This is a genomic window from Actinoplanes sp. NPDC026670, assembly GCF_040638175.1.
Classification (GTDB): domain Bacteria; phylum Actinomycetota; class Actinomycetes; order Mycobacteriales; family Micromonosporaceae; genus Actinoplanes.
On record NZ_JBEZXU010000067.1, the window covers coordinates 17,163 to 42,113 of the forward strand.

Sequence of the window (24,951 nt, forward strand, 5' to 3'; positions counted from 1 at the left end):
CCCAGCCCCGGCAGGCCCGGAAATCGATCAGGAGAATTGCGGAATGACCTCTTCCGCGAACTTCAGCAGCGGCTCGTGGTCATAGGCGACCCGCGGGAAGTAGGTGATCACATAATCGGCGCCGGCCTCGGCGAGCTGCTCCAGCTTGGCGATGTGCTGGGCGCTGGAGAGGCTCAGGTCGATCGAGTAGCCGGTCGACTTCCGGATCCGGTCGTAGTCGCGGTCCAGCCGGTCGCAGTGGGCACGCAGGATCGCCGCCTTCGCCTTGAAGATCTCCGGGTCGCCGTTGCCGAAGTTGGCGCCGTCGGCGTACTGCGCGACCAGCTTGAGCGTGACCTTCTCGCCGCCGCCGCCGAGCCAGAACGACGGGTGCGGCTTGCGGACCCCCTTGGGCTCGTTGATCGGCTTGTCGATCCGGTAGTGCTTACCGGTGAAGACCGGCTCGTCCTCGGTCCACATCTTGTGCACGATCTCGACGGCCTCCCGGAACGCGGCCATCCGCTCCGGGACGTCGGCCCACTCGTAGCCGTACGCCTTCCACTCGTGCTCGTACCACCCGGCGCCGAGACCGGCGTAGAGACGGCCGTGGCTGGCCACGTCGACCGTCGAGGCGATCTTGGCGTAGAGGGCCGGGTGCCGGTAGCCGTTGCAGCCGACCATCTGCCCGATGTTGACCCGGCTGGTGTCCCGGGCCAGCGTGGAGGTGACCGTCCAGGCCTCGAACGTGGTGTTCATCGTCGGCTCGGGCACGGTGTGGAAGTGGTCGTACACCCAGATCGAATCCCAGGGTCCGGCGTCGGCCACCTTCGCCACCGCCGTCATCGCCTCGTACTGCTCGACCGGGTCGGTGATCTCGACCAGGTCCATCCGCCACCCCTGTGGCACGAAAACCCCGAAATCAATGCTCATGAGATCAACCTACCGGCGGCGAATCCCGCCGCCCGCTCCGAACCGGCCGCTGATGGTGCCGGCCGCGCATCGCGAAGTTCCGGAAAGTGGGCCGACCGGGCCGTTGCGGCAGAACCGGCTGGTAGGGGACGGTTGCGGCTCCCCGTCAGGCACACCCCGGGAGCCCGTCTTGCCGCACGCATACCTACAGGTGGCAGCCGCCGCCGCGATCGTCTTCATCGGCGCCGCCGTGGCGGTCCTTAACAGTTCACCGATCGGACTTCCCGGCACGGTGATGTCGTCCCTGCTCGCCGTGGCCTGGCTCACCGTCTGCTGCAGCCTCGCCGGCCTGGCCCTGGCCTCGATCCGCCGCTGACCCGGCCGGCCCGGCCTTGATCCTCCGCTGACCCGGCCGGCCCGGCCTTGATCCGCCACTGACCCGGCCCGGGATCGGGCGGGTAGGTTCGGATCATGTCCCGACCACAGCTGCTCTCGGCGCACGTGGGCCATTGGACCGGGTCCGGCACCGGCGTCACGGTGATCCTGCCGCCGCCCGGCACGGTCGGCTCCGGCGAGGTCCGCGGCGGCGCCCCGGCCACCCGCGACTTCGCCCTGCTCGAACCGGGCCGCCTGGTCGAACAGGTGGACGCCGTGGTGCTGTCCGGCGGATCGGCCTTCGGCCTGGCCGCCGTGGACGGCGTGATGGGCCTGCTGCGCGAGCGCGGCCAGGGATTCCCGACACCGTTCGGTCCGGTGCCGATCGTCGTCGGCATGTCGATCTTCGACGAGTCGGTCGCGACCGGACCGCCCGGTCCCGGTTCGGGACGCGAGGCAGCCCTTGCCGCCCTCACCGGACAACCCCTGCGCAGCGGTACGGCCGGAGCCGGCGCCGGGGCCAGAACGGGCAGATGGCGGACGGAACCGTCGCCGGGCGGGCTGGGCGTGGCCACCGGCCGGGCCGGGCCGGCCGCCGTCGCGGCGGTCGCCGTGGTCAACGCCTGGGGTGACGTGCTCGACGAGACCGGCCGGCCGGTGTTCGGCGGCCTGCCGGTGACCGACCCGGCCGTGCAGCTCGGCCTGCAGAACACCACGATCGCCGTGCTGCTCACCGACGCGAAGCTGAGCAAACTCGACTGCCACCTGCTCGCGCAGAGCGGTCACACCGGGTTCGCCCGGGCCCTGCACCCGGCACACTCCCGTTACGACGGCGACGCCGTGGTCGCGCTGGCCACCGGCGAGGCCGACGGCGCCGACCTGGACCTGCTGCGCGCGACCGCCACCGAAGTGATGGCGGCCGCGATCCGCAACGCCGTGATCAGGCCCGCGTGATCTCCACCTGGAGCTCGTTCACCCAGTCGTCGCGGTTCTCCGGGCACTCCAGGCTGACCTCACGGGCGTAACCGACGGCCCGGTAGCCGTTCGCGTCGATCCACTCGGCGAGGGCCTGCCCGGTCGGCACCACGGCATCCATCGGGCCCCGGTGCACGATCGTCGCGGCCTCGGCGATCAGCGGCAGATCCCGTACCGAAAAATCGCCCGAACCCGGACCGGCCGCGACCTGGACCGCGGCATGCACGGTGATCCGCCCGTCGGCCGCGTCCTCGTAATAGGCGACGCCCGGACCGGTCGGCCGCACCCCGGCCTTCTCCAGCCGCCGGAACAGCTCGTCGTAGAGCGGATTGATCACCGGGCTGATGTGTTCCGGCTCGTAGCCGTCGGCGACCGCGGTCAGCTCGGCGACCCGGACCGGCGGGATCCGCTTGATCACTACGTCGTTTCCGGGCATGTGGCCCTCCCTCTCGATGGCCCGGAGACGTGCCTCGACCTGGACCAGCCGCGCGCTCGACTCGGCCACCGCGGCCTCCAGCTCGGCGCGGCGCAGCCGGAGCATGCCGCGCAGCTCACCGGCGCTGAGCGAGCCGTCGATGATCTCGCCCACCTGGTGCAGGGTGAACCCGAGATCCTTGAGCGCGATGATCCGGTTGAGCCGGGCCAGCTGAGCGGCCGTGTAGTGCCGGTACCCGGTGGCCGGGTCGACGTGGGCCGGCCGCAGCAGGCCCGTCGCGTCGTAGTGCCGCAGCATCCGGATCGACACGCGGCCATGGCGGGCGAAGTCTCCGATGGTGAACATGATGGCTCCGAGTTGACTGCCTCACACAGTGTGAGAGTCAAGATCTGGTATTCGTGGGGGATGTTGGTTGACTACGCCGCAGCGATCGCGGCCTCACCGTCCGAGGCCGAGACGGCCGCCGTCTCCGCCGAGCAGGTCGGTTACGACGGCTTCAACGCGGCCGAGACCAAGCATGACGTGTTCACCACGCTGACGCTGGTGGCCCGGGCGACCGGCACCCTGTCGCTCCAGTCGTCGATCGCGGTGGCCTTCGCCCGCAACCCGATGAATGTCGCGGTCCTCGCCAACGACCTCCAGCTGATCTCCGAGGGCCGGTTCCGGCTCGGCCTGGGCTCGCAGGTCAAACCACACATCGAGCGACGGTTCGCGATGCCGTGGAGCAGTCCGGCGGCGCGGATGGAGGAGTTCGTGGCGGCGCTGCGGGCCATCTGGCTCTCCTGGGCGACAGGCGAGCGCCTCGCCTTCCGCGGCTCGTTCTACCAGCACACGCTGATGACGCCGTTCTTCGATCCGGGGCCCAACCCGTTCGGCAACCCGCCGGTGCAGCTGGCCGCGGTGGGGGAGCGGATGGTGGCGGTCGCCGGCCGGGTCGCCGACGGGCTGCTCGTGCACCCGCTGACCAGCGTCGATTATCTGTCGCAGCGGCTGATCCCGGCGGTCCGCGAGGCGCGCGGCGGGTCCCTCGACGGATTCGCGCTGGAGATGAGCGCCTTCGTGGTGCTCGGCGCCGACCCGGCCGCCCGGGCGAAAGCCGAGCGGGCGGTGCGCGGGCAGATCGCCTTCTACGCGTCGACGCCCGCCTACCGCCCGGTGCTGGAGATGCACGGCTGGGGCGAGCTGGCCGATCGGCTCAACCTGCTGTCGCGCCGGCAATCGTGGAACGAGATGACCGACGCGATCACCGATGACGTGCTCGACACGTTCGCGGTGGCCGGTGACCCGGCGGCGGTCGCCGCCGGGCTGCTCGGCCGATTCGGTTCCGCGATTGATCGGATCTCGCTCTACACGCCGTACGAGGCGGACCGGTATCAGCTGGCGGCGGTGCGATCGGCGATCCGGACGTCCGCCTTGTCGGGGTAGAAGGCGACGTGTCCCTTGATCTCGGCGACCGCGTCGTACGGGTCCAGGTAGCCCCAGACCGCGTTCTCCGCCTCCGGCAGCGACCAGTAACTGGCCTCACCCTTGTAGGGACAGTAGGTCTGGTGATCGGTCGCCGAGATCAGTGCCGGGTCGACGTCGGCGAGCGGCACATACTGCACCGGCGGATAGTTCGCCTCCTGCAGGGTGAGCGCGCCCTCGGTGTCGGCGACCACCTTCCCGCCGGCGGTGACCGTCACCCTTGAGCCGGTCGGGGTGATCGTGATCGGATGATCCGGGCCTGGTTGAAGACGAGGCTTGGTCATGTTGAGGAGCCTAACGTTGTCGAGTGCCGTCGAAGCCGTGTCCGCCGCCGGGATCGACCACGAGGTGATCCGGCACGGGCCGGTCAGCAGCGTGGCCGAGGCGGCCGCCGCCCAGCAGGTCGAAGTGCGTGACCTGGTGAAGGCGCTGGTGGTGCGCCGGGGCGACGACGACTACCTGTTCGTGCTGGTGCCCGGCGACCGGTCGATCTCCTGGCCCAAGTTGCGGGCGCTGCTCGGGGTGAGCCGGCTGTCGATGCCCGACGCGGCCACCGCCAAGGAGGCCACCGGTTACGAACGGGGCACCATCACCCCGTTCGGTTCCCGGCGGCCGTGGCCGGTGATCGCCGACGAGACCACCCGCGGCCGGACCATCAGCCTCGGCGCCGGCGAGCGCGGTGTCGGCTTGCGGGTCGGCGCCGACGCCGCGGTCAAGGCCCTGGCCGGCACGTTCGCCGACGTGACCGAGCTCAGCTAGCGAGCGCGCGAAGCCAGACCCACCCGGCCGGTCCCGGCCCAGACCGCCAGCCGTCGCTGACTACTGGAATGTGTGCGGATTTACCGTGCTGGGCGACGGCCGGGACCGCCAGCCGTCGCTGACTACTGGAATGCGTGCGGTTTTACCGTGCTGGGCGACGGCCGGGACCGCCAGCCGTCGCTGACTACTGGAATGGGTGCGGCTTTACCGTGCTGGGCGACGGCCGGCGGTCTGGGCCCCGGCTGCGGGAGTTCTCCGGACGGATCAGCCCTTGAGGGCGGCGGCTACCGCGTCGGCGAGCGGGGTGGTCGGGCGGCCGATCAGGCGGGACAGCGTCTTCGTGTCGTCGTCCAGGTGGCCGTCACGGATCTTGACGTCGGTGTCGGCGAGCAGAGCCGCGAAACCCTCCGGGACGCCGGCGCCGGCCAGCGCGGCCTGGTACTGGTCGGCGGGCAGGTCGGTGTAGGCGATCGGCGCGCCCGACGCCCCGGACACCGCCGCGGCCAGTTCGGCCAGCGTGAACGGCTCGTCGCCGGCCAGCTCGTAGACGCCCGCCTCGCCACTGAGCAGCACGACCGCGGCGGCCTCGGCGAAGTCGGCGCGGGTGGCGGCGGCGATCCGGCCGTCCCCGGCGCTGCCGTACAGCGCGCCCTGGGCGATCGCCGGCCCGAACGAGCCGGCGTAGTTCTCGATGTACCAGCCGTTGCGCAGGAAGGCGTACGGAATCCCGCTGCTCTTGATCAGATTTTCGGTGGCGAGGTGCTCGGGCGCGAGGCCGACCGGCGTGGTGTCGGCGCGCAGGATGCTGGTGTAGGCCAGGAAGCCGACACCGGCCTGCTTGGCGGCGTCGATCACCGCGGTGTGCTGGGCGATCCGCTGGCCGACCGCGTTGCCGGAGATCAGCAGCAGCCGGTCGACCCCGGCGAACGCGGCGGCCAGGCTCTCCGGGCGGTCGTAGTCGCCCTCGCGCACCTGGACGCCGAGCGCCAGCAGGCCGCCCGCCTTGGCGGTGTCCCGGACGACGGCGACGATCTCACCGGGCGTGGCGCCCCGGGTGATCAGCGCCTCGACGACGAGGCGGCCCAGCTGTCCGGTGGCTCCGGTGACGGCGATGGTCATGTCGACTCCCTGTAGACGATGGTCCGGCTAGCCGTACCTCAGGCGGGTTATCCGAGTGCAATAACCGGCCTGAGGTACGGCTAGCCCGCTCGGTGCGGTGACCAGAACAATGGCACTAACTTTTCGAAAGCGCAAACTTCGGCGCAGTGCTGGTATCGTGCTCGGCGTGGACGACGAGCTGATTCCCAGTGTTTTTGCACGGGACTGCGCCTCCCGCGGCGTGCTCGCCGACGTGACCGGCCGCTGGGGTGGCCTGGCCCTGGCCGCGCTGCACGAGGGCGCGTTCCGGTTCAACGCGCTGCGCCGCCGGGTCGACGGGGTGAGCGAGAAGATGCTGGCCCAGACCCTCCAGTCGCTGGAGCGCGACGGCCTGGTCATCCGTGAGGTGCAGGCCACCATCCCGCCCCGCGTGGAGTACAGCCTGACCCCTCTCGGCGCGCGGGTCGCGGCCAAGTTCGTCGAGCTGATCGAGCTGGTCGAGGGCGAGTTCGGGCAGATCTCGGTGGCGCAGGAGGCGTACGACCGTACCCATTGATAGGTTTTCCGGGTGACCAGCGACGCACCGATCCGCACCGACATCCCTCCCTCCGGCACCGGCTGCGCCGAGTGTCTCGGCGCCGGCGGCTGGTGGTTCCACCTGCGCCGATGCGCCGAGTGCGGCCATGTCGGCTGCTGTGACAGCTCGCCGTCGCAGCACGCCACCGGGCACTGGAAGGAGACCGGCCACCCGGTCGTCCAGTCCTTCGAGCCGGGTGAGGACTGGTTCTGGAATTATCAGACCGGGCAGGGCCTCTCCGGGCCGGAATTGGCCCCGCCGGCCAGCCGTCCCGACGATCAGCCGGCCCCCGGCCCGGCCGGATCTGTGCCTTCCGACTGGACCCGTCGCCTGAACCGCTGAATGTGCCTTTCCTCAGGTGACCGCCGCCACATCCGATGGTGTGTGCGTCGGATGCTAAGGAGGGCAGATGCGGGCGATTCAGAACATCGGCACGGCGAAGCGGCTGGGGGTGATCGTCGCCACCGGGGCCGTCGCGCTCGGCGGTCTGGCCGCCATCACCCTGACCAGCCAGTCGACACTGACCAGCCAGGCTGAGCAGATGCGCAGCCTGGAGGCCTGTCTCGCCGCGATCAACCACCTGAACAACCGCCAGAGCGAGCTGAAGGTGGACGCCTACCGGGCCGCGCTCGGCCAGGACGTCCTCGAGGACGTCGGCGACGACACGCAGTCGTCGACCGAGGCGGCCGACAAGGTCGTCTCCTGCGGGCTGCCCACCGCAATGCTGGAGGAGTTCCAGGGCTACCGCCCGGACTTCGTCGCTTTCAGTGAGTTCATCAGCCAGTTCGTCACCGACGGCGTGGCCGACCCGAAGTCGGTGCTCGGCCGGATCGACGAGATCCCCGAGGCCAACAACAAGACCGACGACCAGCTCGACGCCCTCACCGAGAAGGTGGAGGCCGCGGTCGCCCAGGAGAAGGCCGACATGGAGACGGCCGTCGCCAGCACCCGCAACATCGCGATCGTGGTGGCCGGCATCGGCCTGATCGCGCTGGTCGGCATGGCGATCCCGATGGTCCGCTCCATCCTCGGCCCGATCCGGCAGCTCGGTGAGGTCATCGACGCGCTCGACAAGGGCGACCTCACCGTGCGCAGCGGCATCACCAGCCGCGACGAGTTCGGGGTGATGGCGGCCGGCCTGGACCGCTCGCTCGACAAGCTGCGCTCCTCGATGCAGACCATCGCCGGGGACGCCGACAAGCTCGCCAACGCGTCCAACCAGCTCGCCGGGGTCTCCGCGCAGATCGCCGACGCCGTCGACAACACCGACCGGCAGAGCTCGTCCGCCTCGTCCGAGGCCGACGAGATCTCCCGCAACGTGCAGACCGTCGCCGCCGGCTCCGAGGAGATGGGCCTGTCGATCCGGGAGATCTCCCGCAACGCCGCCGACGCCGCGCAGGTCGCCTCGATCGCGGTCTCCGAGGCCGCCAGCGCCACCGAGAGCATCCGCAAGCTCGGCGAGTCGTCCGCCGAGATCGGCAACGTGATCAAGCTGATCACCTCGATCGCCGAACAGACCAACCTGCTCGCCCTCAACGCCACCATCGAGGCCGCCCGCGCCGGCGACGCCGGAAAGGGCTTCGCCGTGGTCGCCTCCGAGGTCAAGGACCTCGCCCAGGAGACCGCCCGCGCCACCGAGGACATCCACACCCGGGTCAACGCGATCCAGCAGGACACCGGCGGCGCGGTCGAGGTCATCAACCGCATCTCCGAGGTCATCGCCCAGATCAACGACTTCCAGACCACCATCGCCTCGGCGGTGGAGGAGCAGACCGCCACCACCGGCGAGATGAGCCGCAGCATCGCCGAGGTCGCCGCCGGTTCCAGCCGGATCGCCGCCAACATCAGCGACGTCTCCTCGGCCAGCGCCGCCACCGTCGGCGGCGTCGCGCAGACCCGGGAGGCCAGCGCGGCCGTCTCGCGTACCGCCGACGAGCTGCGCAACCTGGTCGGCGCCTTCAAGTTCTGAGATTCGCTCCGGCGGGGCCGGTCGCCATCATGGCGGCCGGTCCCGCTTTGCGTTCCTCTCAAGGCCCACCTCGGCCTGCCGATCGGACCTTCATGCGTACGCTGCTCCAGCGCTCAGTCGCCCCGGTGGACGACGACGCGCTCCCGCGACGGCGGCGCACCATCGAGACCGGCGCTCTCGTGGCCCGCAGCTTCGGCATGGTCTCCACCGCCGTGGCCGCGGCCGGGATCGGCGCCGGCGCGGCCGCCGTGGCCAGCGACGGCATGCGCCTGGTCTGCTGGCTGGGCGTCGCCACGATGGGCCTGTCGAACATCCTGTGCTACCTGGCCCGGCGCCGGCCGGGCTCGCGATGGTACCCGTGGCTCAGCACCGGGCAGAGCGTGATCGACACCGCGACGATCACCGCGATCGTGGCCCTCGCCTCACGGGAGACCGCCGAGACCACCTGGCCGCTGCTGGCGCCGGCGATCGCGGTGGCCGCCCTCCGGCACCGGATGATCGGCGCTCTGGTGGTGTTCGCGGCCACCACTCTGGGCTTCGCGCTGCTGGTGCCGGGCTCGCACGAGCTGTTCTACCTGGTGGTCGTCGGATTCATGATCGCGGTCATCACCGGCACCCAGTCGTCGGCGCTGGACCGGCACCTGCGGGTCCTCGACGAGACCCGGCGGGCCCTGCATCACCAGGCCACCCACGACGGACTCACCGGCCTGCCGAACCGGGCGCACCTGGCCGCGTACGCCGACCGGCACGCCGGCCGCCCCCTCGGTGTGCTGCTGCTCGACCTCAACGGGTTCAAGCAGGTCAACGACGAGCACGGGCATGCCGCCGGTGACGTGCTGCTGCACGAGGTGGGCGCCCGGCTGACCGCGGCCCTCGGCGGCGACGGGCTGGCCGGCCGGCTCGGCGGCGACGAGTTCCTGGTCCTGCTGCCGGACGGGGACAGCGCCGCGGCCGCTCGCGTGATGGTGCGGATCCGGGACACGATCCGGCGGCCCGTCGACATCGGCGACGGGCGTGTGGTGACCGTGGGCGTCAGCGCGGGGGTGGCGCTGCGGGCGGCCGGGGGCGACGCCGATCTGGACGCCCTGACCGCTGAGGCGGATGCCGGCATGTATCGCGACAAGCGTGGCCGTACCGTGGCAGCTTGACCCTCAAGGTCATGCCCGTCACTGCCGATGGGAGGCTCATGCGGAAGGCGTACGTCGACGACTCGCTGCTGTCCCGGCGGCGGACCGTTGAGGCCGCCGGGCTCGTCTCCCGTACCCTCGGGCTGATCTTGACCGTCGTCTACATGAGCGGCGTGACCGACCTGGCGCCCGCGGTCCTCAGTGACGACATGACGACGGCCTGCCGGCTCGGCATCGTGCTGATGATCGCCGCGGACCTGCTCGCCCTGCTGGCCCGCCGGCGCCCCGACGGGCCCCGCTACCAGTTCTGGAGCGCGCTGCAGGTGCTGTTCGACACGACCACGATCATCGCGTTCGTTGTCGTCTCGGAACGCGACTTCGAACAGACCACCTGGCCCCTGCTCGGCCTCAGCATCTCCATCGCCGCGATCCGGCACCAGCTGCTCGGTGCCCTGCTGACCTTCGTGGCCACGTCCGCGGCTTTCATCCTGTTCGTGCCGGAGTCGGTGGACACCGCGTTCGTGCTCGGCACCGGCGCGATGACCGCGATCATCGCCGGCTCCCAGTCGACCGCCTTCGCCCGGCAGCTCACCACCCTCCAGGAGACCCGGCGGGCCCTGGAGCACCAGGCCACCCACGACGGGCTCACCGGGCTGCCCAACCGGGCCCACCTCGATGAGTACGCGGCCCGGCTCACCGGCGGCGCGCTGGGCGTCCTGCTGCTCGACCTCAACGGATTCAAGCAGGTCAACGACACGTACGGGCACGCGGCGGGCGACCGTCTGCTGCACGAGGTCGGGGTCCGGCTCATCGAGGCGGCCGGCCCCGGAGTGACCGCCGGCCGGCTCGGCGGCGACGAGTTCCTGATCCTGCTGCCCGGCGCCGGGGCAGGCGCGGTGGCCGCCGTCTGCGAACGTGTCCGCGACGCCGTCCGCCGGCCCGCCGACCTCGGCGACGGCATCGTGGTCACGGTCGGCGTCAGCATCGGCGTGGCGCTGCGCCCGGCCGGCGGCGAGGCCGGGCTCGACACCCTCACCGCCGAGGCCGACGCCGCCATGTACCGGGAGAAGCAGGCCCGCCGGGCCGCATGACATCGATCCATTGCGATACCGCCCGGTGGCGGGTAGCGTGACCGGCACTGCCCGGGGCGGGGCGTTCACCGAACGCCGTTCTCATCCCCCTCAAGAGGCAGACCATGAAGAGAAGACTGGCCACGCTGGCCGCAGTCCTCGTCACCCTCACCGCAGCGGTGCTGACCGTCGTCACCCCCGCCTACGCCGCCACCGGCCTGCACATCAGCGGCCGGAACATCGTCGAGGCCAACGGCAGCAACTTCATCATGCGCGGCATCAACCACATGCACACCTGGTACGCCGGGCAGACCGGCTCGTTCGCCGACATGAAGGCGGCCGGCGCCAACACGGTCCGGGTCGTGCTCAGCGGCGGCCGCTGGACCGCCAACACCGCCGCCGACGTCACCAACGTGATCAGCCTGTGCAAGGCGAACCGGCTGATCTGCGTCCTGGAGGACCACGACACCACCGGGTACGGCGAAGACGGCGCCGCGTACACCCTGGACCAGGCCGTCAACTACTGGATCTCGCTGAAGAGCGTGCTCCAGGGCCAGGAGAACTACGTCGTCATCAACATCGGCAACGAGCCGATCGGCAACACCAACCCCGGCCAGTGGACCGCCGCCACCGTCGCCGCCATCCAGAAGATGCGCAGCAACGGCTTCGAGCACCTGCTCATGGTCGACGCCCCCAACTGGGGCCAGGACTGGCAGTACACGATGCGCGACAACGCGCAGACGGTCCTGAACGCCGACACCCGCGCCAACACGGTGCTGTCCATCCACATGTACGCCGTGTTCAACACCGCCGCGTCGATCCGCAACTACCTCGACGTGTTCCAGAACAACAACTGGCCGCTGGTGATCGGCGAGTTCGGCTGGCAGTTCGCCTCGGGCGAGGTGGACGACGCGACCCTGATGGCCGAGGCGCAGGCCCGGGGGCTCGGCTACCTCGGGTGGTCGTGGGCCGGCAACACCGACCCGATCCTCGACATGACGAACAGCTTCAACGCCGCCTCCCTCACCACCTGGGGGCAGCGGATCGTCAACGGGGCCAACGGGCTCAAGGCCACCAGCAAGGAGGCCACCATCTTCGGCGGCGTCCAGCCCAGCTCGCCCACCCCGTCGTCGCCGTCGCCGTCCCCGTCGTCGCCCTCACCCTCGCCGTCCACGCCCGGTGGCGCCTGTACCGCCACCTATGCGATCGCCGGACAGTGGCAGGGCGGATTCCAGGGCGACGTGAAGGTCACCGCGGGCAGCGCGGCGATCAAGTCCTGGACGGTGACCTGGACGTACGCCAACGGCCAGACCGTCACCAACGCCTGGGGCGCCACGGTGACCAGCAGCGGAGCCGCGGTGACGGCCCGGAACGCGGCCTGGAACGGCAGCCTTTCGGCGGGCGCCAGCACGAACTTCGGGTTCCTCGGCTCCTGGACCGGAACCAACAGCGTCCCCACGCTGACCTGCACCGCCGGCTGACGCGCACCTCCTCGTGCCACCGGTGCCGCCGGCCTCCACCGGGCCGGCGGCACCCCTCGGTCCGCTTGCCTGCACCGCGCTGTGGCCCGCCGGCCTCACCTGGTCGGCGGCGCCCTCCCCGGTCCGCCGCCCTTTACCTGGTCGGCGGCGCCCTCTCCGGTCCGCCGCCCTTTACCTGGTCGGCGGCACCCTCTCCGGTCCGCCGGCCCGGCCGGTCGTTCTCCCGGCCGGGCCGGTTGCTTTGGGAGCGCTCCCATGTAGGATGTCGGTAGACGCGCCCGCCCCGGCGTAATCCCCGCTCCTGTCAGAATCCCCTGCACCCGAACACCCCGGCCAGGCGCTCGCCGCCGCTCCCACGTGGGGTGGAAGCGAGACGAGCACCTGGCCGGCCCTTCATCCCCGCCGGAAGCATCCCTATCGCACCGCTCAGCGCACCAGGCCGCCGATCTTGCAGCCTTTGCCGGCCCCGGAGTCTTCTGGGCAGCCACTTCACCTTGAGGAGGGCGGCCCTCGGCCGGACGACGTCGGCTCCGCTGGCAACGGCTCAGCCGGCAACGACTCAGCCGGCAACGACTCAGCCGACGTCGGCTCCGCCGCTTACGGCTCGCCGCCCGCGGATCTTGCACGACTTTCCATGCCCGCGTCGATCTTGCAGCCCTTTCCGCGTCCCAGCAGGAAGAAAGCTGCAAGGTCTCCCCAGCGGAGTAGACCTTGCACGACAAACCACGCCCAGACATGAAGAACCTTGCAAGATCGCTGCCAGGGTGGAGAACCGTGCAAGATCTGTGACGTGAAGAGCCATGCAAGATCGCTGCCGGCTCGGAGAACCGTGCAAGATCCACGAGGGTCGTCCGGGTTCGTGACCTTCGCCGGGCGCGACGTCCTGTGCCTGGCCGGCCCGATCGCCCAGCGCCAGGCGGCTACTGGATCAACCCGGCGCCGGGCGGCTACTGGATCAGGTGTCAACGGTCAGCGTGACCTCGCATCAGGCCGGCGCCGGGCGGCTACTGGATCAGGCCGGCGCCGGACGGCTATTGGATCAGCCCAGCGCCGCGCGGCTACCGGATCAGCCCGGCGGGCGCGTTTCGGCCCGGCACCGGGGCCACCTTGCGGGGTGGTCCGGGGCCGGGCCGTTGTGGTTGTGTGGTTGTGGCCGTACCAGAAAAGTCATGACCAGGAGGAGAGGACCTCCGGGACCGAGGCCTGGCGCAGAGGGGCCGGTGTCTGTGCCGGGGTTCGCTGTAAGCGCGGCGCCGGGGCCGGCTGGACGACGCCGCCCACCTCGATGAACGCCTTCCTCGCCTCGTTGTGGGGGTGCAGCGGCGCCTCGGTCAGGGAGAGGACGGGGCTGACGCAGGCGTCCAGGGGCTCGAAGATCGCGGACCATTCGTCGCGGGTCTTCTCCAGGAAGCGCTCGGTGAAGCGGCGCCGCAGCTCCGGCCAGGCGGCGAAGTCGAACTGGCCGGGCAGCCTCGGGTCGTCGGCCAGGTCCAGGCCTTTCAGCAGCGCCGCGTAGAACTGTGGCTCCAGCGAGCCGACCGCCAGGAAACCACCGTCGGCAGCCTGGTAGGTGTCGTAGAAGGGCGCTCCGCCGTCGAGCAGGTTCCGGCCCCGGGGCGCGGGCCAGCGGCCGGCCGCGGCCATGCCGTGGACGAAGGTCATCAGCAGCGAGGACCCGTCCACCATCGCGGCGTCGACCACCTGGCCCCGGCCGGACCGGGAGCGTTCCACCAGGGCGGCCAGGACACCTACCGCCAGCAGCATGCCGCCGCCGGCGAAGTCGCCCAGCAGGTTGATCGGGGCGTGCGGCTTCTCGCCAGCCCGGCCCAGTGGGTCCAGGGCGCCGGCGATCGCGATGTAGTCGATGTCATGGCCGGCCGTCGGAGCCAGCGGGCCGTCCTGACCCCAGCCGGTCATCCGCGCGTAGATCAGCGCCGGGTTCAGCTTCTCGCACACCTCGGGCCCGAAACCGAGCCGCTCGGCGACGCCGGGGCGGAAACCCTCGACCAGCACGTCGGCCTTCTCGATCAGGCTCAGCAACCCGGCCACACCGGCCTCAGATTTCAAATCGATCGTCACGGTACGGCGTCCGCGCTGCATCGGACCAGGTGGCGGACCGGCCGGTCCGTTACCACCGGGGCGCTCGACCAGCACCACGTCGGCGCCCAGGTCGGCGAGGATCATGCACCCGAACGGGGCCGGCGCCAGCCCGGACAACTCGACGACGCGCACACCTTCGAGGGCGGTCATCGGGCGAACCCGATCTCAGAGGACACGGGAGATCAGCTCCTTCATGATCTCGTTGGTGCCGCCGTAGATCTTCTGGACCCGGGCGTCCGCATACATCTTCGCGATCGGGTACTCGGTCGTGTAGCCGTAGCCACCGAAGATCTGCAGGCACCTGTCGACGACCTCGCACTGGCCCTCGGTCAGGTACAGCTTGGCCATCGCGGCGGTCGCCACGTCCAGCTCACCACGGGCATGCCGCTGGATGCAGTCGTCCAGGAAGACCCGGGACACCCGGGTGCGCGTGGCGACCTCGGCCAGGACCATCCGGGTGTTCTGGTGACCGAGCAGCGGCTTGCCGAAAGCCACCCGCTCCTTGGCGTACGCCGTGGCCAGCTCGACCGCACGCTGCATGGCCGCGACCGCTCCGACCCCGATGACCAGCCGCTCCTGGGGGAGTTGCTGCATCATCTGGATGAATCCGGACCCCTCGGTCCCCAAGAGGTTCGCGGCGGGAACCCGGAAGTCGTCGAAGAACAGTTCGGCCGTGTCGTTCGAGTGCAGGCCGATCTTCTCGATCTTCCGTCCGCGGCGGAAGCCGGCCGGATCGCCGGTCAGCTCGCACACCAGCAGCGAGATCCCGTGCGCGCGTGCGGACGTGTCGGTCTTCACCGCGAGGACCAACAGGTCCGCAAGGATTCCGTTGGTGATGAACGTCTTCGAACCGTTCACCACATAGTCGTCACCGTCGCGGATCGCCCGGGTGCGGATCGCCTGCACGTCCGAACCGCCGTCCGGCTCGGTCATGCCGATCGCGCCGACCAGCTCACCGCTCACCAGGCCCGGTAGCCAGCGACGTTTCTGCTCGTCGGAGCCGTAGTCGTTGATGTACCCGGTGACGATGCCGCTGTGCACGGCGATGCCCAGGCTACCCTCGCCGGCCAGCGTCTGTTCGTGCAACAGGGTGGCCTCGTGGGTGAAGTCGCCGCCCCCGCCGCCGTACTCCTCCGGGATGGAGAGGCCGAGCAGCCCCAGCTCGCCGGCCCGGCGGTAGTGCTCGCGGTCAGGGTGGCCCTGCTGTTCCAGGCGTTCGGCGTGCGGCAGCACCTCCTTGGTGAAGAAGGCGCGCGCGAGCTCGGCCAGGTCGTCGTGTTCCGGCTTGCGCCACGGTTCGACGTAACCGTCCAGTCCAGGCGTCGGCATCGACACACCATCGAACACTATTGGCGATGTGTCAATAACATGCGTATGAATTGCCGCGATTCATCTTTCCCGCCGATCGAAACATCGATGAAACGGGCATCTCGGGCGCCGATCGATCGACGTGCCGTAAGGTCGGCCAGGTGAGTGTCGAGGCGATGCGCCGGCGCCGGCTGGAACCGGACGCCCGGCGTGAACAGATCCTTTCGGTGGCGATCCGCCTGTTCGGGTCGAAACCCTACGCCGACGTCTCCACCACGGACGTCGCCCGGGACGCCGGCGTCGCCCGCGGCCTGGTCAACCACTATTTCGGTACGAAAAAGGACCTCTACCTCGAAGTCGTACGAGTGATGCTGACCGTGCCCGAAGTGGCGCTGGAGCAGCTTCCCGAGGGCGAACTACCCGAACGGGCCGATTCCATCGTCAGCTGGTTCCTCGACGTGGTGTCCCGGCACAGCACCTCCTGGCTGGCCGCGACCGGCGCCGGCGGGATGGCCGGTGATGCGGAGGTGAACGCCGTGATCGCCGAGGCCGTCGATGTCGCCGCGGCTGGAGTGCTGCGTGCGGTCGGGATGGGGGACGACCCGTCGCCGGCGCTGCGGGGGATGACCCGGTCGTATGTCGGGCTGGCCATCTGGACCGCGCAGGAGTGGTTGCAGCGGGGCGTGCTGACCCGCGAGCAGGTGCACGTGCTGCTGTCCACGGCGCTGGTCGCAATGGTGGAACGAGCGTTCCCGCAAGCCGTTTAGACAGACCGAACAGTCCAAGACCGGGACGAACCGGTCCGCCTTTCAAACTAGCCTCCTAGGACGCAGCAGAGTGGGTGCGCCCCGTCGCGCCCGCGACGTGACGGCGCACCGCTGTCCGTCGTCGCAAGCCTTGGTCGTCGGCCTTCCGCTAGATGCGGTCGGCGGCGCCCGGCCCGGCCCGGCCGCCAGCGGGCAGCCAGACGCGGTCGCCGGTGTTCGGCCGGCGCGCGACGGCCAGCGCACACAATGCGGCAACGTGCGACTTCACCCTCGCCGGAACGATGGCAGGCGCACACGGACGGCACAACATGTGCGCCCGTCCCCGTCAGAGCGAAGCAGGCGCACACGATCGGCGAACGTGTGCGCTGACCACCGCTGCGCCCAGGCGAACGTGTGCGCTGACCATCGCTGCGGCCGGCGGGCCCGCTCTCGGCGGCCCGTTCCCGGCATCGCCTCTGGACGGCCCCGTCCAAGGCCATAGGACCTCGCGATGATCTGCGGAGTTCGTTGGGGATGATGCTGACCAGGGTGAATGCGAGATTCACTTCGGCGCGGCCCTGACCTGCAATGTTGCTTCTCAAATGGCGAAACTCGAGGGGCACACCTGTCCCGCCGAAGTCCACAAGATCGCGGCGCGACGGCGTGCCGCAAGAGGGAGGGCCGCGGGAGGGGAGGGCCGCGGGAGGGGAGGTGTGCCGCGGGAGGGGAGGGCGGTGTGGCAGGGGGAGGGGGTGTGGGTCCAGAGAGGACGGATTCGGCGGTGGTGCGGGACGATGCTGGCATGCGTTCGTGGGGGCGGATCCGGTGGATGGTCGGCGGCGGCGTTGTTCTGGTGCTGACGCTTGTGGCCGGGTTCCGGCTGCTGTCGCCCGGTGACCGGGACACGGCCGACCAGATCGGCAGCGTTCTCGGTGCGGCCGCCGCATGGATCGCGTTGTGGGCGGTCGCCGGCGCCCGGACCGGGCGCGCCGACGCGGCCGACACGGCTGACGATGTGCTGGACCGGCTGGCCGACCTCGTCGGGCGGCAGTGGGAGCGGGAGGCGGTTCGGCGGGGGCTGCGCGGGACCTCGCCGATGCGGATCCGGTGGCGGATCACCGAACGGCCGGTCGGGGTGCCGCCGGATGAGGTCGCTGATCTGGGCCAGGTCCGGGTGACCCGGCTGCGTCTCGCCGGCGACGTGCAGGATCTGGCCGAGACCTGGCGGCGGCTGCCGTTCCGGCGGCTTGTCGTGATCGGGCGGCCGGGCGCGGGCAAGACGTCGGCGGCGGTGCTGCTCACCTGCGGGCTGCTGGCCGACCGGCGGCCCGGGGAGCCGGTGGCGGTGCTGCTCGACCTGGCCGGGTGGCGTCCGTCCACCGAGGAGTTCGAGGCCTGGCTGGGGCGGACCCTGGCCGGGCGTTACGGGTTGCGGGCGGTCGCGCGGGAGGCCGGGCGGCTCGTCGCCGAGCGTGGTGTGATCGCGGTGCTCGACGGGCTGGACGAGATGCGGCCGGAGGATCGGGCGGCCGCGGTGACCGCTCTCAACGAGCTGGTGGACCTGCCGCTGGTGGTGATGAGCCGGGCCGAGGAGTACGCGGCGACCGTGACGGAGACGGGTGAGCCGCTGCATCGGGCGCTGATCGTCGAGCTGGACCCGTTGAGCCCGCAGCAGGCGGCCGGATATCTACCGGGCGGGCAGGCGGGTGACACGGACCGGTGGGCGCCGGTGGCCCGGGAGCTGGTCCGGAATCCGTCCGGCCCGTTGGCGGCGGCGTTGTCGAGCCCACTGATGACCTACCTGGCGCGGACCGTGTACCGGGTGCCCGGTTCGGACCCGGCTGAGTTGATCGAGCTGGCCGAGGGCGGTGAGCTCGAACGGCGGCTGTTCGACAGGTATCTGCCGGCGGTGTATCCAGAGCAGGGGACGGCGCGGCCGCGGTTCACGGCGGTCAGGTCGGCGGCCTGGCTCGGTTTCCTGGCCCGGCTTCTGGACCGGCAGGCGCAGCAGGACTTCGCGTGGTGGCGTATCGGCTGGGTCTCCGGCGCGCCGGTTCCTGCCGCGCGGGTGGCGGTTCTGCCCGGGATCGTGGTGCCGTTCCTGCTGTTCTTCGCTCTGGTCGGCGAGCTCGGGGCCGGCACGTTGCTCTTCGCCGCCGCGATCTTCGGGTTCGGGTACTTTCTTCCGGGCGCGAGTGCTCCCGAGGAGCCACATCAACTGCGGTTTCAAGCTCGGCGTCTGCGGACGGCAGCGGTTGGCGGGATCTTTTTCGTCGCGCCGATGATCTTCGTCTGGGGGTTGCTGCTCCCGGTGGGGCCGCACGGGGTGATCGTGCTGTCGGTCGTCGCGGTGGCCGTCGCGTCGTGGGTGACCCGCTCGGTCTGGCGTGAGGTGGCGCTGGCGGTCGTGCGGCTGGGGCGCGGGGGCCGGCCGGCGAGCGTGACGTCGGCGCCGCTGACGGGGGTGCAGGGGCCGGCGATGGCTTTCCTGGCCGGGGAGGCGCTGTGCCTGGCGATCGGTCTATGGAATGAGCCCGCGGCGCGGGAACCACTCGGGCTGGCCTTGCTCCTCACTGTGACGACATCGGTCGGTCTGGGTGTGCCGCTGGGTCTGTTGTTCGGCCTGGCTTCCGCGTTCATCCGGCCGGCTCCGGCGGACGAGTTGTGGGATCCGGAGCGGACGCTGCGTGGTGACCGCGCGGCGTTGCTGGTGCCGCCGCTGCTCATCGGTGCGGTGACGATGGTCGGCGTGGGGGCCGGCGGGTCGGCGGAGATGTGGGATCTGGGTCCGGCCCCGGTCTGGTACGTCGTCCGGGCCGGCCTGATCGCCGGGGCGCTCGGATGGTTCGTGGCGATTGCGCTGGGCTCGTCGGCGTTGTCGGCCTGGCTCACGTACACGGTGGTGCGGTTGTGGTTCGCGGCCCGTGGGTGGTTGCCGTGGCGGCTCATGCCGTTTCTGGCTGATGCGGCCCGGCGTGGGGTGTTGCGGCGCAACGGGGCGGTCTACCAGTTCCGGCATGAGCGGCTGCGGATGTATCTGGCTGAGGCAGGCGGTGTGCGGCGCCTGGAGTGACACCGGGACCGGCGCCGCACACCTGGCTCAGTGGTTGCCGCCGGACGGGCCGAAAGCGGTGAAGAAGCGGTCGCGGAAGGCGTTCATCGGCCAGACCGGGGCGTCGGCCGCCGGTTTGAGGCTGGGGGTCCAGTTCCAGCTCGCGATGCGGTCGAGGACGGCCGGGTCCTTGGCGACGATGGTGATCGGGACGTCGTGGCTGGCGTTGTCGCCGGTGACGACGCTGGACGGCTGGTGGTCGCCGAGGAAGACGAGGACCAGGTTGTCGTTGCCGTACTTCTCGACCCAGGAGATCAGGGTGGTGAGGGTGTAGCGGATCGACCGGCCGTATTCGCGGCGGACCTTGGCGGCGCTGGTCCAGATGTCGGCTTTCTGAGCGCCGTCGGCGGCGATCGCGTTGTAGACCGAGCCGTCGCCGACCTCGTCCCAGTCCATGAAGGTGGGGATCGGGGCCCACGGGGTGTGGCTGGAGATCAGCGGCATCTCGACCATCAGCGGTTTGCGGCCGGGCCGGTTGTACTCGACCTCGTTGAACTGCTTGAGCGTGTACTGGTCGGGCATCTGCGACCAGCTGAACCGGGGTCCCTGGTAGGAGAGGTTGCGGGAGTCCCAGATCCGGTTGTAGCCGTAGAAGTCGCCCTCGGGGAAGGCGCGGGTGGCGCCGGGCATGACGCTGACGGTGTCCCAGCCGGCTTTCTGCATGGCGCTGGGGATGGTCAGGCGGTCGCTGGCGGTGAGGTTGCGGTAGCGGGACTGGTTGTTGATCCACAGTCCGGACAGCAGCGTGGAGTGGGCGAGCCAGCTGTTGCCGCCGTAGGTCGCGGAGGTCAGCCAGCCGCTGCGGTAGGCGAATCCGGCCGCCTTCAGCTGGGCGTCGCCGTCTTCGAGGACGGCTGTGGTGCCGGCTGCGAGGCTGGGTGATTCGACGGCGTTGCGGCCGTAGCTCTCCACGAAGGTGAACATGACGTCCTTGCCGCGCAGGGCGGTGAGGATCTGGTCGGCCGGCACGTTCTTGTACGGGTCGACCTTGATCTCGTCGGCGAAGGCGGCCTCGTTGGCGATGCCCTCCTTGGCCTGCCAGGCGCGGTCCCAGGCGTAGGTGACCGAGGTGCGGGCGGCGACCGGGACGGCCGGGATGAGCTGGAGGCCGAGGGCCAGTGACAGCATCCAGGCGGAGGCGATGCCGGCGGCGGTGAGCGCGGAGCGGCGGCGGTGCTCGGTGATCAGGGCGGCGAGCCGGAGCACGGCCCAGATCATCAGGGCGATGACAGCGGCGCCGAGGGTGATCGCGCCGAGCGCTGCGCCCCATGCGCCGGCGGCACCGTACGAGTCGCGGATGAAGTTGAAGGTGTCGTCGAAGAGTTCCCAGTCGAGGATGACGTCGAACGGGCGGGCCAGGGTGTTGAACCAGCCCATGTCGAGGCTCTTCTGGATGAGCAGCCAGCCGAGGCCGGCGCCGAGGACCGAGCCGACGACCAGGCGGGGGCGGCGGGGGAGCACGATCATCAGGAGGATGCCGAACGCGGCTTCGATCGGGATGCGGGCGAAGTTGCCGAGGGTGAGCCGGCGCAGGACGTTCGGGTAGAGCAGTGCGGCGAAGACCAGGGCGCCGGCCAGGATGTTCAGGCCGTGGAACATGGCCCGGGAGCGCAGGATCCGCCGTACCCGGCCCGGGGTCTTCTCGGCCGGCTCGGCAGCGACGGCCTCAGCGACCTCGTCGTCCGCCTTCTCCTCAGCTGACTTTTCGGAAATATCCGAATTGGAAGAAGCGTCGACGCCAGTCGGCGCGGAAACGGGCGCCGAAGGGGCCGCCGGTTCGGAAGCGTCTTCGGCCTCGATGGGCGTTTCCGCGAGTCCCTCCGCAGGGTCGGCGGCCGGGGCGGTGTCGACCGTTTTCTCGGACGGTTTCTCCGAGTCGGCGTTCTGGGGCGGGTCGGCGAGGTCTGTCGGCTGCACGTCATGGGACACGCATGTCGTCGCGGGATGGTTCAGTGGCGGGTTGGAAACATTGCGTGTCCAGGGTCTCAGCCTCTTGCCAATTTCCTATAGGGGCGATAGGAAAAGTGTATGAGCCGTACCCGCTCCGCCGTGGCCGCCACAGCTCTCGCCCTCGTCGTCCTCACCGCCTGTTCCGCCGGGACGGAGGAGGCCGGGGCCGGGGCCGGCCAGCCGGTCAGCGGCGGATCGCTGACCTGGGCCGTCGAGACCGAGCCGATCACCTTCAACCCGCACCAGTACGCCCAGGCCAAGGCCCGCCTGCTGGTGTGGAACACGTTCGAGGCCCTGCTCACCCACGACAGCCAGGGCGGATACGTGCCGTGGCTGTCCACCGGCCACGAGGTGTCGGCCGACGGGAAGACCTACACGTTCACGCTGCGCACCGACGTGACCTTCACGGACGGGACGAAATTCGACGCCGAGGCCGTCAAGGCGAACATCGACCAGTTCTTCGTCGACGGCTACAACCCGGCCGTCCGGGCCGTGCAGCTGCGCAACCTGGACCGGGTGGAGGTGGTCGACTCGGCCACCGTCGCGTTCCACCTCAAGCAGCCGGACGTGCTGCTGCTCGACTTCCTCTCCTCGCCGCAAGGCGCGCAGGTGTCGCCGAAGTCGCTGAAGGAGGCGAAGAACCTCAAGGCCGGCGGGCCGGAGCTGGCCGGGACCGGGCCGTTCCGGCTCGACCACTACACCGCCGGGCAGGAGGTCGTGTTCACGAAGAACCCGGCCTACAACTGGGCGCCGGCCAACGCCGGGCACTCCGGGGCCGCCTACCTCGACCGGATCACCTACCGGTTCCTGAAGGAGTCGTCGGTGCGGGTCGGCGCGCTCACCTCCGGCCAGGTGCAGATCGTCGAGGGCGTGCCGGCCACCGACGAGGGCCTGATCACCGCGAACCCGCAACTGTCGCTGTCGCGCGGGCTCAACTCCGGGTCGGCGTACTCGTACTACTTCAACACCACGCACGCGCCGTTCGACGACCTCCGGGTGCGGCAGGCGTTCCGGGAGGCGGTCGACGTCGACGCGGTGCTCACCGGCGTCTACCGGGGCAGTGCCACCCGGGCGTGGAGCGTGATCGGGCCGACCAGCGCGTTCTACGACAAGACCCTGGAGAAGACCTACGGCGGCGATGCCGCGAAAGCCAACAGACTCCTCGACGAGGCGGGCTGGGCGACGCGGGACGCCGACGGTTTCCGGACCAAGGACGGCAAACGGCTGACGGTACGGCTGGTGCAGTCGGCGCCGTTCGTCCGGGACCGCCGTGACGTGCTGGCCCAGGCCGTGCAGGCGCAGGTCAAGCAGAGCGCCGGCATCGACCTGAACGTCGCAGTGGTCGACCAGGGCACCGCCACCCAGGCCCTCGCCGACGGGCAGTACGAGGTGTTCGACAACTCCCGCGCCGACACCGACGCCGGGGCCGCGCTGAACCTGCTGCTGCACTCGGCGGGCGCGATCAACCGGACCGGTTTCCAGGACCCGGCCCTGGACAGGCTGCTCGAACAGGGGCAGGCCGGCGCCGATCAGGCACAGCGGCAGACCGCGTACCAGCAGGTGCAGAAGCTGACCATCACCGACCAGGCGCTGATCCTGCCGCTGTACGCGCCGGCCGACCAGATCGCCGCGAGCACCACGGTCGGCGGGCTGGGCTTCGAACCGGCCGCCGGGGTGCCGGGCAGCGCCTACAACCTCTGGATCGGCAGGTGACCAGGGCGATCGCCCGGCGGGTCGCCTCCGGCGCCGTCGTGCTGTGGGCGGCGGCCACAGCGGCGTACCTCGCGCTGCTGGCCGCCCCCGGCGACATCGTCGACAGCCTGATCGGCGACGGCGCCGACACCCCGCAGATCCGCGCGCAGATCATCGCCGAGTGGCATCTGGACCGGCCCGCCGTCGTGCAGTACCTGGACTACCTGTGGCGGGCCGTCCAGGGTGACCTGGGCCGCTCCTACCTGCTGCAGCGGCCGGTCGGTGAGGTGATCGGCGACCAGGTGCCGCCCACCCTGAAACTGGCCGTGGCGGCGGCCGTCTTCGGGGTGACGCTGGCCCTGGTGCTGGCCGTGACCACCAGGCGCCGGTGGGTGCGCCGGGTCAGTTCCACGGCCGAGCTGATCATCGTGTCCACGCCGCCCTTCCTGATCGGGATCGTGCTGCTCAGCGTGTTCTCGTTCCGGTTCGGGCTGTTCCCGGTCTCCGGCGACCGCGGCTGGGCGGCGCTGGTGCTGCCGGCGGTCACGCTCGGCCTGCCGATCGCCGGGGTGCTGGCCCAGGTGCTGCGCGACGGGCTGGACCGGGCGCTGGACGAGCCGTTCGCGGTCACCGCGCGGGCCCGTGGCCTGCGGGAGCGAGCGGTCCTCAGCCGGCACGCGCTGCGCCACTCGCTCATTCCGGCGGTGACCCTGCTCGGCTGGCTCACCGGTGTCCTGCTCGGCGGGGCCGTGATCATCGAGCAGGTCTTCGGGCGGCCCGGGCTCGGCCAGGTCACCCTCCAGGCGGTCGGCAACGGGGACATGCCCGTCGTGCTGGCCGTCGTCGTGCTGGCGGCCGCCGCCTTCGTCGTGATCAACACGGCGGCCGATCTGGCGTACCTGATCATCGATCCGCGGTTGCGAAGGAGCTGACCAGTGACGCTCGCCCTGCCCCGGCCGGTGGTTCGCCGGCTCACCCTGCGACGGCCCCGGCCCGGCCTCACCGCGGCCGGGCTCGTTCTCGTCCTCGCGGTGGCCGCGGTGGCGTGGCCGTCGCTGTTCGCCGGCGACCCGCTCGCCGCCGATCCGCTGCGGGTGCTGGAGGCGCCGTCGGCGGCGCACTGGTTCGGCACCGACCAGCTCGGCCGGGACGTCTTCGACCGGGTGGTGCACGGCGCCCGGCACTCGCTGACCATCGGTGTCGCGGCCACCCTGATCGCGGTCGGCGCGGGCATCCTGCTCGGGCTGATCGCCGGGCTCGCCCACCGGTTCGCCGACGAGACGCTCAGCCGCGGGTTCGACGCGCTCGCCGCGTTCCCGCTGGTGCTGCTGGCGCTGCTGTTCATCGCGATCGCGGGCACCGGCACCACCAGCCTGATCGTGGCCATCGGCATCGCCACCACCCCGCACTACGCCCGGGTGGTGCGGGCCCAGACACTGGTGGTGCGGCAGGCCGCGTACGTCACGCACGCTGTCGCGTTCGGAACGTCCCGGACCCGGCTGGTGCTGCGGCACGTGCTGCCCAACGTGCTCGGCCCGATCCCGGTGCTGGCGATGATCGGGCTCGGCGAGGCGGTGCTGATCGCGGCCGGGCTCAGTTTCCTCGGGCTCGGTCCGCAGCCGCCGTCGCCGGAGTGGGGCGCGATGCTCTCCGAGGGCCGCGGATACCTGCACATCGCCTGGTGGGCGTCGGTGCTGCCGGGCGCGGCGGTCACCGCCACCGTCATCTCTCTCACCGTGATCGGCCGGTACCTCCAGAACCGGTTCGAAGGACGCCCGGCGTGATCGGGTGCACCGCCGCGAAGCAAGGGCTGCGCGAGCACGC

22 protein-coding genes are annotated in these 24,951 nt (G+C 70.7%); 15 read left to right on the forward strand and 7 right to left on the reverse strand.

Going from position 1 to position 24,951, the window contains the following annotated elements; all coding sequences use genetic code 11:
- Positions 1–27: 27 nt before the first annotated feature.
- Entirely contained in the window at positions 28–909 is an 882-nt protein-coding gene (locus AB0E94_RS41970) for an LLM class F420-dependent oxidoreductase (protein ID WP_360338403.1), read from the reverse strand.
- Between the two features lie 169 nt (positions 910–1,078).
- On the opposite strand from AB0E94_RS41970, the gene AB0E94_RS41975 reads away from it, so the two are divergent.
- Together AB0E94_RS41975 and AB0E94_RS41980 are read left to right on the forward strand one after the other, a co-directional pair.
- Positions 1,079–1,264 carry a hypothetical protein gene (locus tag AB0E94_RS41975; RefSeq protein ID WP_360338406.1) on the forward strand — a complete coding sequence of 62 codons (186 nt, stop codon included), beginning with the start codon at positions 1,079–1,081 and terminating at the stop codon, positions 1,262–1,264.
- Between the two features lie 95 nt (positions 1,265–1,359).
- Positions 1,360–2,217: a P1 family peptidase gene (locus AB0E94_RS41980; protein ID WP_360338409.1), complete on the forward strand. Its 858-nt coding sequence runs from the start codon at positions 1,360–1,362 to the stop codon at positions 2,215–2,217.
- On the opposite strand, the gene AB0E94_RS41985 is transcribed toward AB0E94_RS41980, so the two are convergent.
- Positions 2,204–3,019: a MerR family transcriptional regulator gene (locus tag AB0E94_RS41985; RefSeq protein WP_360338412.1), complete on the reverse strand. Its 816-nt coding sequence runs from the start codon at positions 3,017–3,019 to the stop codon at positions 2,204–2,206. The genes AB0E94_RS41980 and AB0E94_RS41985 overlap by 14 nt on opposite strands.
- 60 nt (positions 3,020–3,079) lie before the next feature.
- Here AB0E94_RS41985 and AB0E94_RS41990 point away from each other — a divergent pair, with 60 nt between their 5' ends.
- A complete protein-coding gene (locus tag AB0E94_RS41990; protein ID WP_360338415.1) occupies positions 3,080–4,099 on the forward strand; it encodes a TIGR03617 family F420-dependent LLM class oxidoreductase in 1,020 nt (339 codons plus the stop codon).
- Here the strand turns inward: AB0E94_RS41990 and AB0E94_RS41995 are convergent.
- Positions 4,048–4,422, reverse strand: a complete 375-nt coding sequence (locus tag AB0E94_RS41995) for a DUF427 domain-containing protein (RefSeq protein ID WP_360338418.1) — start codon at positions 4,420–4,422, stop codon at positions 4,048–4,050. The genes AB0E94_RS41990 and AB0E94_RS41995 overlap by 52 nt on opposite strands.
- A 16-nt stretch (positions 4,423–4,438) precedes the next feature.
- Between AB0E94_RS41995 and AB0E94_RS42000 the strand changes: the two genes are divergently transcribed.
- Complete coding sequence (locus tag AB0E94_RS42000) at positions 4,439–4,897, forward strand: YbaK/EbsC family protein (RefSeq protein ID WP_360338421.1); 459 nt, start codon at positions 4,439–4,441, stop codon at positions 4,895–4,897.
- A 264-nt stretch (positions 4,898–5,161) separates the two neighbouring features.
- Here the strand turns inward: AB0E94_RS42000 and AB0E94_RS42005 are convergent, their stop codons facing one another.
- Positions 5,162–6,016 carry an SDR family oxidoreductase gene (locus tag AB0E94_RS42005; protein WP_360338424.1) on the reverse strand — a complete coding sequence of 285 codons (855 nt, stop codon included), beginning with the start codon at positions 6,014–6,016 and terminating at the stop codon, positions 5,162–5,164.
- 166 nt (positions 6,017–6,182) lie between these two features.
- Here AB0E94_RS42005 and AB0E94_RS42010 point away from each other — a divergent pair, with 166 nt between their 5' ends.
- The 6 genes from AB0E94_RS42010 (at position 6,183) to AB0E94_RS42035 (ending at position 12,219) form a co-directional block, all read left to right on the forward strand.
- Positions 6,183–6,551, forward strand: coding sequence for a helix-turn-helix domain-containing protein (locus AB0E94_RS42010; protein ID WP_360338427.1), 369 nt, complete (start codon positions 6,183–6,185; stop codon positions 6,549–6,551).
- 12 nt (positions 6,552–6,563) lie between these two features.
- Positions 6,564–6,914 carry a UBP-type zinc finger domain-containing protein gene (locus tag AB0E94_RS42015; RefSeq protein ID WP_360338430.1) on the forward strand — a complete coding sequence of 117 codons (351 nt, stop codon included), beginning with the start codon at positions 6,564–6,566 and terminating at the stop codon, positions 6,912–6,914.
- A 67-nt stretch (positions 6,915–6,981) separates the two neighbouring features.
- Complete coding sequence (locus tag AB0E94_RS42020; RefSeq protein ID WP_360338433.1) at positions 6,982–8,541, forward strand: methyl-accepting chemotaxis protein; 1,560 nt, start codon at positions 6,982–6,984, stop codon at positions 8,539–8,541.
- A gap of 92 nt (positions 8,542–8,633) precedes the next feature.
- Entirely contained in the window at positions 8,634–9,689 is a 1,056-nt protein-coding gene (locus AB0E94_RS42025; RefSeq protein ID WP_360338436.1) for a GGDEF domain-containing protein, read from the forward strand.
- On the forward strand, positions 9,686–10,759 hold the full coding sequence (locus tag AB0E94_RS42030) for a GGDEF domain-containing protein (RefSeq protein ID WP_360338439.1): 1,074 nt from the start codon (positions 9,686–9,688) through the stop codon (positions 10,757–10,759). The genes AB0E94_RS42025 and AB0E94_RS42030 overlap by 4 nt, the downstream gene beginning before the upstream one ends.
- 104 nt (positions 10,760–10,863) lie before the next feature.
- Positions 10,864–12,219 (forward strand): cellulase family glycosylhydrolase, encoded by a 1,356-nt coding sequence (locus AB0E94_RS42035; RefSeq protein ID WP_360338442.1) that lies wholly within the window; start codon positions 10,864–10,866, stop codon positions 12,217–12,219.
- Positions 12,220–13,386: 1,167 nt separating this feature from the next.
- On the opposite strand, the gene AB0E94_RS42040 is transcribed toward AB0E94_RS42035, so the two are convergent.
- Entirely contained in the window at positions 13,387–14,469 is a 1,083-nt protein-coding gene (locus AB0E94_RS42040) for a CaiB/BaiF CoA-transferase family protein (protein ID WP_360338445.1), read from the reverse strand.
- Positions 14,470–14,484: 15 nt separating this feature from the next.
- On the reverse strand, positions 14,485–15,648 hold the full coding sequence (locus AB0E94_RS42045; RefSeq protein ID WP_360338448.1) for an acyl-CoA dehydrogenase family protein: 1,164 nt from the start codon (positions 15,646–15,648) through the stop codon (positions 14,485–14,487).
- Between the two features lie 140 nt (positions 15,649–15,788).
- Between AB0E94_RS42045 and AB0E94_RS42050 the strand changes: the two genes are divergently transcribed.
- Together AB0E94_RS42050 and AB0E94_RS42055 are read left to right on the forward strand one after the other, a co-directional pair.
- A complete protein-coding gene (locus AB0E94_RS42050; protein WP_360338451.1) occupies positions 15,789–16,394 on the forward strand; it encodes a TetR/AcrR family transcriptional regulator in 606 nt (201 codons plus the stop codon).
- Positions 16,395–17,175: 781 nt separating this feature from the next.
- Positions 17,176–19,446 carry a hypothetical protein gene (locus AB0E94_RS42055; RefSeq protein WP_360338454.1) on the forward strand — a complete coding sequence of 757 codons (2,271 nt, stop codon included), beginning with the start codon at positions 17,176–17,178 and terminating at the stop codon, positions 19,444–19,446.
- A gap of 27 nt (positions 19,447–19,473) precedes the next feature.
- Here the strand turns inward: AB0E94_RS42055 and AB0E94_RS42060 are convergent, their stop codons facing one another.
- Positions 19,474–21,414 (reverse strand): sulfatase-like hydrolase/transferase, encoded by a 1,941-nt coding sequence (locus tag AB0E94_RS42060; protein ID WP_360338457.1) that lies wholly within the window; start codon positions 21,412–21,414, stop codon positions 19,474–19,476.
- Positions 21,415–21,513: 99 nt separating this feature from the next.
- Here AB0E94_RS42060 and AB0E94_RS42065 point away from each other — a divergent pair, with 99 nt between their 5' ends.
- Genes AB0E94_RS42065 through AB0E94_RS42075 form a run of 3 tightly spaced genes read left to right on the forward strand, consistent with a single transcriptional unit; the run spans position 21,514 to position 24,911 of the window.
- The gene (locus AB0E94_RS42065; protein WP_360338460.1) at positions 21,514–23,148 is read left to right on the forward strand and encodes an ABC transporter substrate-binding protein; all 1,635 of its coding nucleotides are present in this window, start codon (positions 21,514–21,516) and stop codon (positions 23,146–23,148) included.
- Positions 23,145–24,059 carry an ABC transporter permease gene (locus AB0E94_RS42070; RefSeq protein ID WP_360338463.1) on the forward strand — a complete coding sequence of 305 codons (915 nt, stop codon included), beginning with the start codon at positions 23,145–23,147 and terminating at the stop codon, positions 24,057–24,059. Before AB0E94_RS42065 ends, AB0E94_RS42070 begins: the two co-directional genes overlap by 4 nt.
- Before the next feature lie 3 nt (positions 24,060–24,062).
- Positions 24,063–24,911, forward strand: coding sequence for an ABC transporter permease (locus AB0E94_RS42075; RefSeq protein WP_360338466.1), 849 nt, complete (start codon positions 24,063–24,065; stop codon positions 24,909–24,911).
- Positions 24,912–24,951 lie beyond the last annotated feature (40 nt).

What these genes read in the sequence shown, in the direction of transcription:
- AB0E94_RS41985 (WP_360338412.1), bottom strand. Translation starts at nt 3,019, where the DNA reads ATGTTCACCATCGGAGACTTCGCCCGCCATGGCCGCGTGTCGATCCGG.
- AB0E94_RS42020 (WP_360338433.1), top strand. Translation starts at nt 6,982, where the DNA reads ATGCGGGCGATTCAGAACATCGGCACGGCGAAGCGGCTGGGGGTGATC.
- AB0E94_RS42045 (WP_360338448.1), bottom strand. Translation starts at nt 15,648, where the DNA reads ATGCCGACGCCTGGACTGGACGGTTACGTCGAACCGTGGCGCAAGCCG.
- AB0E94_RS41980 (WP_360338409.1), top strand. Translation starts at nt 1,360, where the DNA reads ATGTCCCGACCACAGCTGCTCTCGGCGCACGTGGGCCATTGGACCGGG.
- AB0E94_RS42025 (WP_360338436.1), top strand. Translation starts at nt 8,634, where the DNA reads ATGCGTACGCTGCTCCAGCGCTCAGTCGCCCCGGTGGACGACGACGCG.
- AB0E94_RS42065 (WP_360338460.1), top strand. Translation starts at nt 21,514, where the DNA reads ATGAGCCGTACCCGCTCCGCCGTGGCCGCCACAGCTCTCGCCCTCGTC.
- AB0E94_RS42055 (WP_360338454.1), top strand. Translation starts at nt 17,176, where the DNA reads ATGCGTTCGTGGGGGCGGATCCGGTGGATGGTCGGCGGCGGCGTTGTT.
- AB0E94_RS42005 (WP_360338424.1), bottom strand. Translation starts at nt 6,016, where the DNA reads ATGACCATCGCCGTCACCGGAGCCACCGGACAGCTGGGCCGCCTCGTC.
- AB0E94_RS41970 (WP_360338403.1), bottom strand. Translation starts at nt 909, where the DNA reads ATGAGCATTGATTTCGGGGTTTTCGTGCCACAGGGGTGGCGGATGGAC.
- AB0E94_RS41990 (WP_360338415.1), top strand. Translation starts at nt 3,080, where the DNA reads ATGTTGGTTGACTACGCCGCAGCGATCGCGGCCTCACCGTCCGAGGCC.
- AB0E94_RS42035 (WP_360338442.1), top strand. Translation starts at nt 10,864, where the DNA reads ATGAAGAGAAGACTGGCCACGCTGGCCGCAGTCCTCGTCACCCTCACC.
- AB0E94_RS42040 (WP_360338445.1), bottom strand. Translation starts at nt 14,469, where the DNA reads ATGACCGCCCTCGAAGGTGTGCGCGTCGTCGAGTTGTCCGGGCTGGCG.
- AB0E94_RS41995 (WP_360338418.1), bottom strand. Translation starts at nt 4,422, where the DNA reads ATGACCAAGCCTCGTCTTCAACCAGGCCCGGATCATCCGATCACGATC.